The 14,961-nt window shown below is 64.2% G+C and carries 14 protein-coding genes; 6 read left to right on the plus strand and 8 right to left on the minus strand.

Annotation, left to right across the window (positions count from 1 at the left end; all coding sequences use genetic code 11):
- Nucleotides 1-74: 74 nt before the first annotated feature.
- Entirely contained in the window at nt 75-287 is a 213-nt protein-coding gene (locus tag HV823_RS09410) for a hypothetical protein (RefSeq protein ID WP_176949477.1), read from the minus strand.
- Between the two features lie 103 nt (nt 288-390).
- Between HV823_RS09410 and HV823_RS09415 the strand changes: the two genes are divergently transcribed.
- The 3 genes from HV823_RS09415 (at nt 391) to guaD (ending at nt 3,924) form a co-directional block, all read left to right on the plus strand.
- Nucleotides 391-1,287, plus strand: coding sequence for a LysR substrate-binding domain-containing protein (locus HV823_RS09415; protein ID WP_176949478.1), 897 nt, complete (start codon nt 391-393; stop codon nt 1,285-1,287).
- 91 nt (nt 1,288-1,378) lie between these two features.
- Nucleotides 1,379-2,620, plus strand: a complete 1,242-nt coding sequence (gene puuD, locus HV823_RS09420; protein ID WP_176949479.1) for a urate hydroxylase PuuD — start codon at nt 1,379-1,381, stop codon at nt 2,618-2,620.
- Complete coding sequence (gene guaD / locus HV823_RS09425; protein ID WP_176949480.1) at nt 2,617-3,924, plus strand: guanine deaminase; 1,308 nt, start codon at nt 2,617-2,619, stop codon at nt 3,922-3,924. The genes puuD and guaD overlap by 4 nt, the downstream gene beginning before the upstream one ends.
- 7 nt (nt 3,925-3,931) lie before the next feature.
- Here guaD and uraH read toward each other — a convergent pair whose 3' ends face one another.
- The 4 genes from uraH to puuE are packed head-to-tail and all read right to left on the minus strand — an operon-like array spanning nt 3,932 to nt 6,246.
- Entirely contained in the window at nt 3,932-4,294 is a 363-nt protein-coding gene (gene uraH / locus HV823_RS09430) for a hydroxyisourate hydrolase (protein WP_097140786.1), read from the minus strand.
- The gene (locus HV823_RS09435) at nt 4,291-4,824 is read right to left on the minus strand and encodes an ureidoglycolate lyase (RefSeq protein WP_246301070.1); all 534 of its coding nucleotides are present in this window, start codon (nt 4,822-4,824) and stop codon (nt 4,291-4,293) included. Before HV823_RS09435 ends, uraH begins: the two co-directional genes overlap by 4 nt.
- On the minus strand, nt 4,817-5,323 hold the full coding sequence (uraD, locus tag HV823_RS09440) for a 2-oxo-4-hydroxy-4-carboxy-5-ureidoimidazoline decarboxylase (protein WP_176949743.1): 507 nt from the start codon (nt 5,321-5,323) through the stop codon (nt 4,817-4,819). Before uraD ends, HV823_RS09435 begins: the two co-directional genes overlap by 8 nt.
- On the minus strand, nt 5,317-6,246 hold the full coding sequence (puuE, locus tag HV823_RS09445) for an allantoinase PuuE (RefSeq protein WP_176949481.1): 930 nt from the start codon (nt 6,244-6,246) through the stop codon (nt 5,317-5,319). The genes uraD and puuE overlap by 7 nt, the downstream gene beginning before the upstream one ends.
- Nucleotides 6,247-6,366: 120 nt before the next feature.
- On the opposite strand from puuE, the gene HV823_RS09450 reads away from it, so the two are divergent.
- Nucleotides 6,367-6,741 (plus strand): PRC-barrel domain-containing protein, encoded by a 375-nt coding sequence (locus tag HV823_RS09450; RefSeq protein WP_176949482.1) that lies wholly within the window; start codon nt 6,367-6,369, stop codon nt 6,739-6,741.
- 9 nt (nt 6,742-6,750) lie between these two features.
- On the opposite strand, the gene HV823_RS09455 is transcribed toward HV823_RS09450, so the two are convergent.
- Nucleotides 6,751-7,929 (minus strand): NAD(P)/FAD-dependent oxidoreductase, encoded by a 1,179-nt coding sequence (locus HV823_RS09455; protein ID WP_176949483.1) that lies wholly within the window; start codon nt 7,927-7,929, stop codon nt 6,751-6,753.
- Between HV823_RS09455 and mnmC2 the strand changes: the two genes are divergently transcribed.
- The gene (gene mnmC2, locus HV823_RS09460; RefSeq protein WP_425487647.1) at nt 7,928-8,674 is read left to right on the plus strand and encodes a tRNA (5-methylaminomethyl-2-thiouridine)(34)-methyltransferase MnmC2; all 747 of its coding nucleotides are present in this window, start codon (nt 7,928-7,930) and stop codon (nt 8,672-8,674) included. The genes HV823_RS09455 and mnmC2 overlap by 2 nt on opposite strands.
- 87 nt (nt 8,675-8,761) lie before the next feature.
- Here mnmC2 and HV823_RS09465 read toward each other — a convergent pair whose 3' ends face one another.
- A complete protein-coding gene (locus tag HV823_RS09465; RefSeq protein WP_176949484.1) occupies nt 8,762-12,460 on the minus strand; it encodes a PAS-domain containing protein in 3,699 nt (1,232 codons plus the stop codon).
- A 236-nt stretch (nt 12,461-12,696) separates the two neighbouring features.
- Between HV823_RS09465 and HV823_RS09470 the strand changes: the two genes are divergently transcribed.
- On the plus strand, nt 12,697-14,289 hold the full coding sequence (locus tag HV823_RS09470; RefSeq protein WP_176949485.1) for a trimethylamine methyltransferase family protein: 1,593 nt from the start codon (nt 12,697-12,699) through the stop codon (nt 14,287-14,289).
- A 9-nt stretch (nt 14,290-14,298) separates the two neighbouring features.
- Here HV823_RS09470 and HV823_RS09475 read toward each other — a convergent pair whose 3' ends face one another.
- On the minus strand, nt 14,299-14,817 hold the full coding sequence (locus tag HV823_RS09475) for a c-type cytochrome (RefSeq protein WP_176949486.1): 519 nt from the start codon (nt 14,815-14,817) through the stop codon (nt 14,299-14,301).
- Between the last annotated feature and the right edge of the window lie 144 nt (nt 14,818-14,961).

A 14,961-nucleotide genomic window follows, 5' to 3' on the forward strand; every position in this document is an offset into this window, starting at 1 on the left:
GCGCGAGGCCGATTGTTCCAACGCCGGAAGACGAAGTGGCTGGCGTCGGAAGAGCAGCCCCACCACTGCCAGGCTCAATAGCTTTCGCCGCGATACCGATCACGCCCGTCGAGCAGTCCGATGTCGCGTTTCAGGTGATCCGGCATCGTCTCCGGATCGAGCCTTGGAACGCGGGTACCGAGCGAGGGCATCAGCGCGTCGACGATCGCGCGCACCCACCAGTCGAACGGTGCGGGGAGCGGGTCTCGGGTGGAGGCAGATTCGCGGGCGAGATCGGGGCAGGTCATAACGACACCTCATGGGTGGTTGTTGAGCATGCTTGCAGTCTGCGCTCCGAAATGCTCGAATTCCAATCGAACCTTCGTCTGCATGCATCAAGAGAGCTTATCCATGAAGATGGCCCGTCAGTTCCCGTTGAATGCGATGCGCGTCTTCGACGCCACCGCCCGGCACGCAAGCTTTACCCGCGCCGGCGAGGAGCTCGGCATGACGCAGACGGCCGTCAGCTACCAGATCAAGCTCCTGGAGGACCTGGTCGGCGAGCCTTTGTTCCTGCGCCGGCCACGTCAGGTCGTGCTGACGGAGATCGGCCAGCGGCTGGCCCCGAAGGTTGCCGAGGCCTTCGCCATCCTTGGCGACGCCTTCGCCTCGGTGCTCGAGGATGCCGAGGGGACGCTTGTCATTTCCTCCACCTATACCATCGCGTCCAAATGGCTGGCGCCACATCTCGGCTCCTTCCATCTGCAAAACCCGGCGGTCGCCGTGCGCCTCCTGACGGACCAGCGTCTGGTCGATTTCTCCCGCGAGGCCGTGGACGTCGCGATCCGCTATGGTGACGGAAACTGGCCGGGGCTTGCCTGCCACCGCATGATGGAACTGACCTTCACACCGATGCTGAGCCCGAAGCTGGCAGACAGCGTCGGCGGCATCGAAAGACCGGAAGACCTGCTGAAGCTGCCGATCTTCGACCCAACGGACCCCTGGTGGGCGCTGTGGTTTGCCGAAGCGGGCGTCCCCGGCGTCGATCTCGGCGACCGGCCGCACACCTATCTCGGTACGCAGACGCTGGAAGCTGACACCGTCATGGGCGGCCACGGCATCGCCATGCTCAATCCGGAATTTTATGTGCACGAGGTCGCGCTCGGGCGGCTCTACCAGCCGTTCGACATCGCCTGCACCGACGGCAAGGCCCACTGGCTGGTCTATCCCGAGAGCCGGCGCAACGTCCCCAAGATCAAGCTGTTTCGCAACTGGCTGCGCTCGGAGCTGCCGACCTTCGTCGATTGAAGCCATGGCGGTGCGAACCGCAACCGATCCCCTTCCCTCGCCACGATTTTTTTCGCAATGTGCACGTGCGAACAATCAAGAGGGGCATCGCATGTACGAATACGCCATCGCCTGGGAATGGATCGGCTTTGCCGTGCGCTGGCTGCATGTGATCACAGCAATCGCCTGGATCGGATCGTCCTTCTACTTTATCGCCCTAGACCTCGGCCTGGTGAAGCGGCCGCACCTGCCGCCCGGCGCCTATGGCGAAGAGTGGCAGGTTCATGGCGGCGGCTTCTACCACATCCAGAAGTATCTGGTGGCGCCCGCCACCATGCCGGAGCATCTCACCTGGTTCAAATGGGAGAGCTACGCCACCTGGCTTTCCGGCTTCGCCATGCTCTGTCTGGTCTACTACGGCGGCGCCGAGCTCTTCCTGATTGACCGACAGGTGCTCGACGTCTCCGCCACGACGGCGATCCTGATCTCGCTGGCCTCGCTGGCGGCAGGCTGGATCCTCTACGACCTGCTCTGCAAGTCGCCGCTCGGCAAAAATACCTGGGGGCTGATGATCCTGCTCTATATCCTGCTCGTCGCCATGGCGTGGGGCTACACGCAGGTCTTCACCGGTCGCGCGGCCTTCCTGCATCTCGGGGCGTTCACCGCCACCATCATGTCGGCCAACGTCTTCTTCATCATCATACCCAACCAGAAGATTGTCGTTGCCGACCTGATCGCCGGGCGCACCCCGGATCCGAAATATGGCGTCATCGCCAAGCAGCGCTCGCTGCACAACAACTACCTGACGCTGCCCGTCATCTTCTTCATGCTGTCGAACCACTATCCGCTGGCCTTTGCGACGGCCTTCAACTGGATCATTGCAGCGCTGGTCTTCCTGATGGGCGTCACCATCCGCCACTGGTTCAACACCACCCATGCCAGAAAGGGCCGGCCGACCTGGACATGGCTTGCCACCGCGATCCTGTTCATCCTGATCATCTGGCTTTCCACCGTGCCCAAGGTTCTGAGCGGCGAGACGGCAAACGCCACCCCGGCTCCGGTCTTCCAGAAATTTGCGGCAGACGCGCACTTCCCCGCCGCCCGCGACATCATCACCAGCCGGTGCAGCATGTGCCACACATCCGAACCGGTATGGGAAGGCCTGCGCGCCGCCCCGAAGGACGTGGTGCTGGACAGTGATGCGGCGATCGCAAGCCACGCACGCGAAATCTATTTGCAGGCGGCCCGCAGCCATGCGATGCCACCGGGCAACCTCACCGGTATCACGCCGGAAGAACGGCAACTGCTGACCGCCTGGTACGAGAGCGCGGTCTCGGAAGGAAACACGCGATGACGGCAACGCTGCTCCGCGGCCGCCTGCTGGGCTTTGTCCGCAGGCCGGAGAACATGGACGACAGGGACAGTTACGCTTACGAGGACGACGGAGGCCTGCTGATCGAGGACGGGCGCATCGCTGCTGCAGGCCCCTATGCCGACGTGCTGGCGGCAGCCCCCGCCGATGTGGACGAGATCGACCATCGGCCCTTCCTGATCATGCCGGGCTTCATCGACACCCACGTGCATTTTCCGCAGATGCAGGTGATCGGCGCATACGCCGCCAACCTGCTGGAATGGCTCAACACCTATACGTTTCCCGAGGAATGCCGCTTCGTCGAGCCGGAACATGCGGCACGGATCGCCCGCCACTTCTATGATGAGATGCTGCGGCACGGCACCACCACCGCCGCCGCCTATTGCTCCGTGCACAAGGCATCCGCCGACGCGTATTTCACCGAGGCGCTGAAGCGCGGCATGTGCATGATCGGCGGCAAGGTGATGATGGACCGCAACGCGCCACAGGGCCTGCTCGACACGCCGCAGATGGGATATGACGAGACCCGCGCGGTGATCGCGGAATGGCACGGCAAGGGTCGAAACCACGTCGCGATCACCCCCCGCTTCGCCATCACCTCCACCCCGGCGCAGATGGAGATGACGGCAACGCTCGCCCGCGAATTCCCCGACCTGCACATCCAGACGCACCTGTCGGAGAATGACGAGGAAATCCGCTTCACAGCCGAACTTTATCCCGAAGCAGTCGACTATACCGACGTCTACGCGCGCTATGGACTGCTTGGCCCGAAAAGCCTGTTCGGCCATTGCATCCATCTTTCGGAGCGCGAAGCGGATGCGATGAGCGAGGCGGATGCTGTCGCCATTCACTGCCCGACGTCAAACCTCTTCCTGGGCTCCGGCCTGTTCCCGCTGAAGGCTCTGTCTCGCCGCGAGAAGCCGGTCCGGGTCGGCCTCGCCACCGACGTCGGCGGCGGCACCAGCTATTCGATGCTCAAGACACTGGACGAGACCTACAAAATCCAGCAGTTGCTGGGCGAGCGGCTGAACCCGTTCGAGAGCTTCTACCACATGACGCTCGGGAACGCGGAGGCCGTGTCGCTGTCCGACCGGATCGGCACGCTGGAGCCCGGCACCGACGCTGACCTCGTCGTCCTCGACGCCGCCGCCACCCCGGCGATGGCGCTCAGGATGGAAGTCGTCCGCTCGCTCGCCGACGAACTCTTCCTGCTGCAGACGCTCGGCGACGACCGGGCGGTGCGCGAAACCTATGTGGCAGGCAAGGCGATGAAGGCCGCGCTCTAGAAGCGTCTCAGCTGCCCCGGTAGGTAGAGTAGCCATAGGGCGAGAGCAAAAGCGGCACGTGATAGTGCGCCGAGGCGTCGGCGACGCCGAAGCGCAGGGGGATGACGTCGAGGAAAGCCGGATCGGGCAGTTCGGCCGCACTCCGGCGCAGGTAATCGCCGGCATGGAACACGAGTTCATACGTCCCGGCCATGAATCCCACGCCCTCCAGGAGCGGCTGGTCGACGCGTCCGTCGGCGTTGGTCTTGACCGTGCTGATCCATTGCCGCTGACCGTTCTCCAGCCAGAAGAGTTCGATGGTCAGTCCCTCGGCCGGCTTGCCGAGCGCAGTATCCAGCACATGCGTGGTCAATCTTCCGGGCTTGGTCATGCGCTGGTCTCCAGCTTTTCGATGATGAAGGGCTGATCGTAGAAAAATTCCTCGAGATTGTTCCCCTCCCCGCTGCGGTCGACGACGAGAAAGTCGCTCGTCTCCCCCACCGTCATCAGCGGATGGTGCCAGACGTTGCGGCGATAGTTCACCCCCTGGCGACCGCTTGCGAGGAACACCCACGGCACGCCGGGCCGCCCTCCTTCGTCCTCTGCGACCACCACCAGCCATGGCCGATCGTCGATCGGCGAGAAGCTCTGGCTGCCGAAGGGATGACGCTCCATCATGGTGACGGTGTAGGGAAAGGCGCGCGGGCTGCCGCGGAAGATATTGACAATGACGCGGGCATCGTCGCCCGCAGCCTCGGCTTCGGCAAGCGCATGATAGCGCTCGGTATTGCCGCCATTGATCAGCCGCATGGTCGAGGGATCGGGTTCGATCACGGTTCCGAAGGGCGAAAAGGCCTCCCTGGTCAGCGGACGGACGGTGAGCACGGCAGCCGCATTCATGGACTTTTCCACCTCAGCCATTCTCGTCTCCCGGCAACAGCGCCGCCAGTCGCAGAAGCGCGATCCGCTCGACCTGCGCCTTCGCGGTCTTGAACTCCTCTTCGCGGCTGTTGGCGATGCGGCGCTCGAAGGCGGTGACGATGTCGTCCTTTGTCAGGCCTTTCACGGCGATGATGAAGGGAAAGCCGAATTTTTGGACATAGTCCGCGTTCAGCGCCGTGAAGCGGGCATGCTCCTGAGGGCTCAGCCGGTCGAGCCCCGCGCCCGCCTGCTCCCTGCGGCTGTCCTCGGTCAGTTCGCCCGCAATGGCGAGCTTCCCGGCAAGGTCGGGATGGGCGCGCAACACGCCCAGTTGCTCTTCGGGAGAAGCTGCACGAAACTGCGCGGCCATGGCCGCGTGCACGTCGCGGGCCTTCAAAGGCTCTTGGATCGACCCGTTGTCAAAGGCGCGCTCGGCGACAAAGGGCGAGTGCTCGAACACCCCGCCGAACCGGTCGATGATTTCCTGCCGCGTCATGATTCGCCCGCCTTCGGCTTGTGGTGCTCGTGCCAGTGGCGGGCGATGTCGATGCGACGCGGCACCCACACCTTCTCGTGCGACAGGACATAGTCGACGAAACGGGCAAGTGCGGCTGCGCGCCCGGGCCTGCCGACGAGGCGGCAATGCAGGCCGACGTTGAGCATCTTCGGACTCCCCTCGCAGCCCTCCGCGTAGAGCACGTCGAAGGCGTCCTTCAGGTAGGTGAAGAACTGGTCGCCGGTGTTGAAGCCCTGCGGCGTGGCAAAGCGCATGTCGTTCGTCTCGAGCGTGTAGGGAATGATCAGGAACGGCTCGTCCTTCAGCCCCTTCACCCAGTACGGCAGGTCGTCGGCATAGCTGTCGGAGGAATAGACGAAGCCACCTTCCTCCATCACCAGCCGCAGGGTGTTCGCCGACGGCTTGCCCTGGTACATGCCGAGCGGATGCGATCCGGTCAGTTCGGTGTGAAGCCGCACCGCATCGCGGATATGCTGGCGCTCGACCTCTTCGGAAAAATCCTTGTATTCCAGCCAGCGGTATCCATGGCTGGCGATCTCCCAACCCGCCTCCTTCATCGCCGCCACGGCTTCCGGGTTGCGGGCCATAGCCAGCGTGACACCGTAGACTGTGACCGGCACATTGCGGCTGGTGAACAGCCGCCACAGCCGCCAGAACCCTGCACGCGAACCGTATTCGTAGATCGATTCCATGTTGAGGTTTCGCTGTCCCGGCCACGCCTGCGCGCCGACGATCTCCGAAAGCAGGCATTCCGAGGCCGGATCGCCGTCGAGAATGCAGCTTTCCCCGCCCTCTTCATAATTCACCACGAACTGCACGGCGATGCGGGCGTCGCCCGGCCAGTGTGGGTGCGGAGGCGTTCGGCCGTAGCCGACAAGATCGCGCGGATAGGTCGTGGTGGTCATGCCATTGATCCTCGGATGTTTGCCGGACGGTAGCATCCGACGCTGGAATGTCGAGCAGGAATCCGGAACAAGATGAAGCGCGGCGCGTTCTCATTTCCGAACAACCAAGGGAGTAGATAGATGATTCCGCAGGACGCAAACATCAGGGAAACCGAAGCCCTCATCGCCAGCGACAAGGTCGAGGGAACGTCGGTCTACGGGGCCGATGGCAAGCACATAGGCTCGATCGAACGGCTCATCCTCGACAAGCGCAGCGGCCATGTTTCCTATGCTGTGCTGAGCTTCGGCGGATTCCTCGGCATCGGCAGCGACCATTATCCCCTGCCGTGGCGCAAGCTGAGCTACGATGAAAGCCTTGGCGGCTACCGCGTCGATGTGACGAAGGACCAGGTGGAGGCAGCACCGCACTACGACAGCGGCGCCGACTACGAGTGGAACCGCCGCAACGGCAAGCTCATCCATGATTACTACGGCGTGCCGCCTTACTGGATGTAACCGTCCGGATCAGCGTCGCCGCGCAGCCTCCAGATGCGCTGCGACCTTGAATGACGGCGGTAGCCCAAGGCTGCCGCCGTTGATCTGCGTGACGACTGCACGCGCCAGTTCGTGCGCCACCCCGAAGCTTATCTTGAAGCCGCCGGTCAGCAGGCTCACCGCGCCGAAGTCCGGATGCGCCCCGGCCATCGGGTCCCGCCCGATCGCCTTCGGCCGCAAACCCGCCCAGCGCTCGATCAGCGTGGCGCGGCGAAGAACCGGCGCCAGGGTAAACGCCTTCTCGACAACCCCGTCCAGCAAGGCGTCGGTAGCGGCTGCGTCGTCGAAGCTCTCCTCGCTGGTGCTGCCGACCGCGCAATATCCCTCCTCGTGTGGCACGACATAGGTTCCGCTGTCGAAGAGGATCGGCAGCGACGGGTCGATATCCGCCTTGAACAGCGCCGCCTGTCCCTTGACGGCGACGCCGACCGGTTTGCCTTCCACAGGGACGAGGTCGTGAAGGAATTTGAAGCTACCCACGCCTGCCGAAATGATGACATGGCCGAAGGCGATTTCGTCGCCGTCCCCGATATGCGCCACACGCGCTAAAGGGTCAATCGTGAGGACGTCCGCTCCGGTCAAGACGCGCACCCGCGGCGCGTCGTCGAGCGCCTTGCCGAGCAGCGCCAAAAGTTTGCGCGGTGAGACACGGCCGGCAAGGTGATCGAAGGCAACGCCAGTTTCGGCAATCGCCGCATCCGGCCACCCCGACAAGGGCGGCGTGTCCAGGACATCGAAGGAGAAGCTCCTGCCCTCGCAGGTCCACGCGGTCGCCGCATCGGCAGAATGCCGCAGCGCCCTGTCGCGATGATGGGCGGCCGCAAGCGGGATCAGCCGGCCGCTGCGACGGTAGCCGGCGGAAAGCCCGGTCTGTGCCTCCAGCGCCGCGATCTCGTCCTCCAGAGAAACGAGTGCCTGAAGCTGGAACTGCTTCTTGTCGTTCCAGCGATCCGGCAGATGCGGCATGAGCGCTCCGAGCAGGCCGCCGCTGGCGCCTGCGCCGATGTGGTCGCGGTCGGCCACGACCACGGAAAGGCCCGCGCGCGCCGCCATGAACGCCGCCCACAAGCCCATGATTCCGGCTCCGACCACCAGCACGTCGGGTCGCGATTGACCGAAAAGGCTTGCGCGACTATCCACTGACGGCATGGCTGACAATGCTCCTGAAATCGCCGCGGCGGCGACCGGTTCGACCGCCAATATGGCCCCCGACCTCGCGCTGGATTGGCATGAGGGCGATATGCCCTATTCACAGGCCTATGGCGACCACTTTTATTGCCGCACCGACGGCAGGCTCGAATGCGCGCACGTGTTCCACGAGGGCAACGGCCTGCCGGAACGCTGGACGGATATGGGCGAGTTCACGATCGGCGAACTCGGCTTCGGCACCGGCCTCAATTTCTGCGAGACCTGGCGGCGGTGGCGGGCGGAAGGTACATCCGGGGAACTGCGCTTCGTCTCCTTCGAGCGCTTTCCCCTGCCGCGTGCGGCGATCGACCGCGCGCTTGCCCATTGGCCCGAGATCGACGCCGAGCGGCACGCCCTGTGCAGCCTCTGGCCCGATGCGACGGACGGTATAGGCAACATAGACCTCGCCCTTGACGATGCGACGCGACTGACCGTCGTCTGCGGCCCCGCGCTCGAACGGCTTTCCGAGTGCACCCTGTCCTTCGATGCCTGGTATCTCGACGGCTTCGCCCCATCCAGGAACCCCGACATGTGGTCGGCCGAACTCATGGCTCAGGTCTTCACGCATACGAAGCAGGGCGGCACCTTCGCCACTTATGCGGCGGCGGGCTTCGTCCGCCGAAACCTCGCCGGCGCCGGATTTTCGGTGGAACGGCGGCCGGGCTTTGCCGGAAAGCGCGAGATGCTGTGCGGCAAGCGCGCCTGACAAGACAAGAGGCGCAAGAGGACGCGGCGCAAGCGTAAAAATTGCAGGCGCCGGCAACCGCGCGGGCTGGCTCCGACGCACGCGTCCTCAGTGCAGCGTCGAACGCTTCGCGACGGCAGCCTTGTCGCTCGCCAGCCAGCGATGCAGCATTTCCTGCAGTCGGTCGACGCTGATCGGCTTCGTCAGATAGTCATCCATGCCGGCGGCGAGGCAGTTTTCCCGGTCGCCGTCGAGCACATGCGCTGTGACCGCCACGATCGGCACGCGCGCATCGCCGCCTTCCTCGAGCGCCCTGATTGCCTTCGCTGCCTGATAGCCGTTCATCACCGGCATCGACACGTCCATCAGGATCAGGCGCGGCTTGCGCCGGCGGTAGGCGTCGACGGCCATTGAGCCGTTCGCGACGATCTCGAACATAACTCCCGCCCCTTCGAGCAGATGGCGGAACAGGAGCTGGTTGACGTCGTTGTCTTCCGCCACGAGCACGTCCAGCGTAACCTGCGCAGGGGCGGAACCCTGTGCGGGGGATGGTGCCTGAAGGCTGACCACCGTTCCGCTCCCCGGATGCCGTTCCCTGGTCTTCTGCTGACGGCGCGACCGGACGACCTCGCAGACGGTGTCACGCAGGATCCCGGCGCGCAGGGGCTTCATCAGATGAGCATCGGCCTCCAGCGCATCGATCCCTCCGTGTGAGGCCGGTGCGCCGAGCGCTGAAAGCGCGACCAGCGCCGTTTCCGGAAACTCGCGGCGGATTGTCTCGATCAGGCTTGTGCCGGCCTCGTCGCGAATGTTCTTGTCGACGATGACCGCCTCCACCCTCACGCCGATGGCAGCGGTGGCGGAGAGCAGCGCGAGCGCCTCTTCGGCGTTGCCGACCGCCGTAACGTCGAAACCCCAGCCGCTGAGAAGTCGGCGCGCAACCGAGCGTGTCGCCTCGCTTCGGTCCGCGACCAGCACCCGCGCGCCGCGGATGTTGAAGGGAACGGCAAGGCTGGACATGGCCGCCTGCTCGACGGCGAATGGCAGGGACACGGTGAACACCGATCCCTTGCCAAAGATGCTTTCAGCCGAAAGCGTTCCGCCGAAGAGCGAGACGAGACCGTTGGTAATCGCAAGCCCGAGCCCGGTTCCCTCGTAGCGGCGGGTTGAAGACGAATCGACCTGCGAGAACTTTTCGAACACGGAGGCGAGCTTGTCCTCCGGAATGCCGACACCGGTATCCTCGACCCGCAAGGTGATTACGACGTCACCACCGGTCGCTTCCTCCACGTCGAGATCGATACGCACATGACCGTGGTCGGTGAACTTGACGGCATTACCGACCAGATTGGTCACGATCTGGCGGAAGCGCCCGGCATCGCCGAGGACGGCCGAGGGCACCTCGGTTGCACCGTGCACGACGAGTTCGATATCTTTTTCCGCCGCCTTGGCCGCAAGCAGGGTCGCGACGTCCTCCACCGCTTCCACCGGATTGAACGGCGCCTTGCGTAGTCCCATCTGGCCTGCGTCGATCTTGGAGAAGTCGAGGATGTCGTTGATGATGGTCAGGAGCGAATTCCCGGACTTCACCATGATGTCGATGAAGGCCTTCTGGCGCGTGTCGAGGTCTGACTTCGCAAGCAACTCGGCCATGCCGAGAACGCCGTTCATCGGCGTACGGATCTCGTGGCTCATGTTCGCCAGGAACTCCGACTTCGCCCTGTCCGCAGTTTCCGCCCGGACGACGAGACGACGCAGTTCGTCCTCGCGCTCCTTCAGTTCGGTAATGTCAGAAAACACGATCACGACCCGGCCATGTTCGGTCGGGCGCGCCTCGAGCTGGAGCCACTTGCCGCTGTCGTTTTTCAGCGTGATGGAGGTTTGTTGTTCCCCCAGCAGGACATCTGGAAATTCGGCCGCTTCCACCCGTTTATCGCCGGCAAAGCCGTATATTCCGCGCCGCGTGCAATCGGCCACCAGCGCCTCGACCGAGGCTCCGGGCTGCATGAGCTCTCTCGGAATTCGTACCATTGAAAACAGCGCCTCGTTGGCGAGTTCCACGCTTCCGTTGTCGATGATGAGCAGCCCCTGGCTCATGGCCGACATCGCATCCCGGACGAGGCGCCCGACCTCTTCCAGGGCGCTGCGTGTCTCCAGCACCTCGCGTTCGCGCTCGCGCCGCTCCGTTATGTCGATATAGGTCAGCAGGCAGCGTCCGCCGGATATCGGCTGGCCGGATTCGATCAGCGTCCGGCCATTGACGTAGCTGACCTCCCGCGTCGGAAAGCTGCCGTCCCTGACCCGCGCAAGCCAGGTGTCATGGTCGGCATCGCAGTAAAGTTCCTGCGCCTCGACGATCTCGCCCTGGCCGCGCTTGAACTGCAGCAACTCGCCGAGCGGGCGGCCGCGAAGCGGTGGCGGCCTGTTGTCCCAGAGCGCTTCGAAAGCGCCGTTCACCAGCTCGATCGTGGAATCTTCGTCGACGACGACGATCCCCACATGCAGGGCCGCCACGACGCTCTCCAGATCCGATCTGATCGCTTCGGCCTGCTGGCGCGCCTCGATCAACTGCTTCTCGCGCCGCTTGAGCACGGATGTATCGGTGAGCGAGCCGATGAGGTATCTGCGGTTGTCCGCCGAGATCACGCGGTAGCTGCGCGTAATCGTCGGAATGACCTCACCGCCGGCGTGGACGTATTCCGTTTCCGCTTCCGTTAGCTCGCCGCTGTCGAGCACGCGCTGGTTTCGCGCGAAGAACGCCTCTCCTTGCGTGGGAAAGCTCTCGCGCGGCGTCTTGCCAACGACGTCTGCCGACGTCGTGCCGGTCAGTTCCAGAAACGCCTTGTTGGCGAAAAGCAACCGCTGGTTTTCATCGCGTACGTAGGTCGCGACGGGCAGTTCCTCCAGCAGCGCCCGGTAAAGGCCGATTTCCTGCGCCTGTTGGCGCAGCCGTCCCTCGTTCTCCTTGGCGACGGTGACGTCGGATCGCAGAGCAACGAGCGTGCCGTCCGGCCGCCGCTGCGTCACGAGCCGCATCCAGCCGCCGGCGACCGTCCGGCTGACCCGCTCGAACAGTGGCAGTTCGTGTTCCGCGAGCCGTTCGTTGATCCAGGCCTGCTTGGTGTCCGGATCCGCGTCCGGCGTCTCAACGTCATGGATGGCTTCGAGCACGCCCTCGATGGTGATGTCCGAGTTCGGCACATCGCCCAGCAACGCCAGATAGAATGCCTGCATGACCTGGTTTGCATGCTTCAGCCGTCCGGAGCGCGCATAGACAGCGACCCCCGTCCCGATGGCGTCCAGAAGGTGCTCTGCCGAAGCGGGATCATTGCTGGCGCCGTGGCTCGCCGAACCGGATGGCAGTCGCAGCGCCTCACCTATCTCCGCCGCTCCTCCTGCAAACGCGATGCCCGCGCCCCGCGCCAGCACGTCGATGCTGTCGGCGAGCGAGGCCATCGCCGGCACGAAGGCGCCGACAAGAATGGAAAGCTCCGGCGAAAGCTTCTGCCGCCGCATCGATATCAGGAACGACGACCCGCTCGGCGCATGGTCGTATCGCGCCGTCTCGTCGCTGCCGAACACCAGACAGCGCCGTTCGTGCTCGTTCCTGTCCTCGTGTCCGTCCACTTCGCCGAGCTCGTCGCCCCGCCGGCCGATGAAAGCGTCCTCCGGCATGCCGAAAAGCTCGCAGAAGGCCGCGTTGACGGCGAGGTAACGCATCTCGCTGCCTTTGATGTAGGCAGGCGACTTCTGCGCCCGGATCAGGTCGCATGCAGCAAAGAGCAGATCGTCACGGACTTCAGGCACGCCGGCGTTTCCCGCATGTGGACGGATGAGAAAATCCCAACTCCGCGATTAGCACGCAGGTTTTGAACAGATGGTTAAGAAAATGTTGTCCTACGCCGTTTGGTTGCATCGCTACAGCCAGCAATTGTCGTCCTCGGGGACAAACCGGTACAACATGCCGCGTGTCGCAATTGGCCCGTCATCCCTCCTTGAGTTGTGGCAGGATCACGGGACGTTAAAGGCAATCGGGACGGATCATGGGTAACGTCATAGACTTCGACCTGCACGCGGCCAACCAGGCCGGAGAAGGCCCCGTCGAGCGCAGAAGGCGCTCCGGCGGACGTGCTGCCGAAAGGCAGAGGACGGCACCGAGGGGATCCAAGTACCTCAACCTCGTCAATCCGATGGCAAGGTCGGCGGTCCTTTCGGACGATGCGCTGGAGGCCGTCCATCAGGCGTCCCTGACGATCCTTGAAGAAATCGGCATGGACATCATCCTCCCGGAGGCGCGCGAGCGGATGAAAGCGGCCGGCGCCGACGTGACGCCGGGGACCGATCGCGTTCGCTTCGACCGCGGCCTGATCATGGAGATGATGGCGTCGGCACCGTCGGGCTTCACGATGCACGCGCGCAATCCGGCGCGCAACGTCGACATCGGCGGCAACAACCTCGTCTTCGCCCAGGTCGCCTCTGCGCCCTTCGTCGCCGACCGCGAGGGCGGGCGGCGCGCCGGCAACCAGGAGGACTTCCGCAAGCTCGTCAAGCTGGCCCAGTCCTATGACGTCATCCACACCACGGGCGGCTATCCGGTCGAGCCGGTCGACCTGCACGCCTCCGTCCGCCATCTCGACTGCCTGTCGGACATGGTGAAGCTCACCGACAAGGTGTTCCATGTCTACTCCCTCGGCAAGCAGCGCAACATCGACGGCATCGAGATCGCGCGAATCGGCCGCGGGATCTCGATGGAGCAGATGGAGCGTGAGCCGTCGCTCTTCACCATCATCAACACCTCCTCGCCGCTGAGGCTCGACGGGCCGATGCTGCAGGGGATCATCGAGATGTCGCAGCGCAACCAGGTCGTGGTGGTCACGCCCTTCACGCTGGCCGGCGCAATGGCACCGGTGACGATCGCCGGCGCCGTCGTCCAGCAGAACGCGGAAGCGCTCTGCGGCATCGCCTTCACCCAGATGGTGCGCAAGGGCGCGCCCGTCATGTATGGCGGCTTCACCTCCAACGTCGACATGAAGACCGGCGCACCCGCATTCGGCACGCCGGAATACATGAAAGCGGTGATCGCCGGGGGGCAGCTCGCACGCAGGTACAACATTCCCTACCGCACCTCCAACACCAACGCCTCCAACACGCTGGACGCGCAGGCCGCCTATGAATCGGCCTTCTCACTCTGGGCGCTGACGCAAGCGGGCGGCAACTTCGTCATGCATGCCGCCGGCTGGAGCGAAGGCGGCCTGACAGCGTCCTTCGAAAAATTCATCCTCGACGTGGACATGTTGCAGATGGTGGCGGAGTTCCTGACACCGCTCGATGCGAGCGCCGACGCGCTCGGCCTCGACGCGGTGCGCGACGTCGGCCCTGGCGGCCACTTCTTCGGCACGCCGCACACGCTCGCACGCTACGAGACGGCTTTCTATTCGCCGATCCTTTCCGATTGGAGGAACTTCGAGACCTGGTCCGAAGCCGGCCGCCCGACCACCTACGACCATGCCAATCGCGTCTTCAAGGAGAAGCTGAACGCCTACGAGCGCCCACCCATCGATCCGGCGATCGAGGACGAACTCGACGCCTTCGTCGCAAGGCGCAAGCAGGAAGGCGGCGTTCCGACCGACTTCTGACGGCCGCGCTCACTTCGCCGCCGGAGCTGCCCCTTCCGGAAAGATGATCGTCATCACCGGAAATGCCGGCTTCTCGCCGGGACCGAGCGGCCCGGGCACCTTGTTTTCGACAGCCGGCAGCGACTTCAGGAACTTCGCGATTGCCCCGACGTCCTCCGCTGTCAATTTGGCGAAGGCGTGCCAGGGCATGATCGGCGCCAGAATCCGCCCGTCGGGCCGTTCGCCCGTTTGCAGCGCCTTGACGATCTGCTCTTCCGACCAGTCTCCGAGACCGGTCTTGTCCGGCGTGAGGTTAGGACCGACGAAGATGCCCTGCGGCATCTGGAAGCCCACGTCGGACCCGGAAAGATAGGTCTCCGGCGTCGTCTTTCCAAAGAAGTATCCCGGAGAATGGCAGTCGTTGCAGCCGCCGAACTGGACGAGATAACGCCCGCGTTCGACCGGCGTCTCCGCCCGCGCGGGAGCGCTCGGCCAGAAGGCGGGACAGAGGACAAGCACTGACAGGGCAACGGCTCGATGCGCTTGCATGGTGACGCTCCTTTGACGGTGGCGCACTATACCAATCGAGCAAACAGGCCGGCAATTCGGGCAAAGGGGGTAGTGCGGAGTCGAACCGACGCTGTTCCCCGCGTCGGGGAATGGGAGCAGCCTCTGCGACCGCTCCCAGACAGC

Origin of the sequence: Mycoplana rhizolycopersici (assembly GCF_013378445.1) — a bacterium.
GTDB classification, from domain to species: domain Bacteria; phylum Pseudomonadota; class Alphaproteobacteria; order Rhizobiales; family Rhizobiaceae; genus Mycoplana; species Mycoplana rhizolycopersici.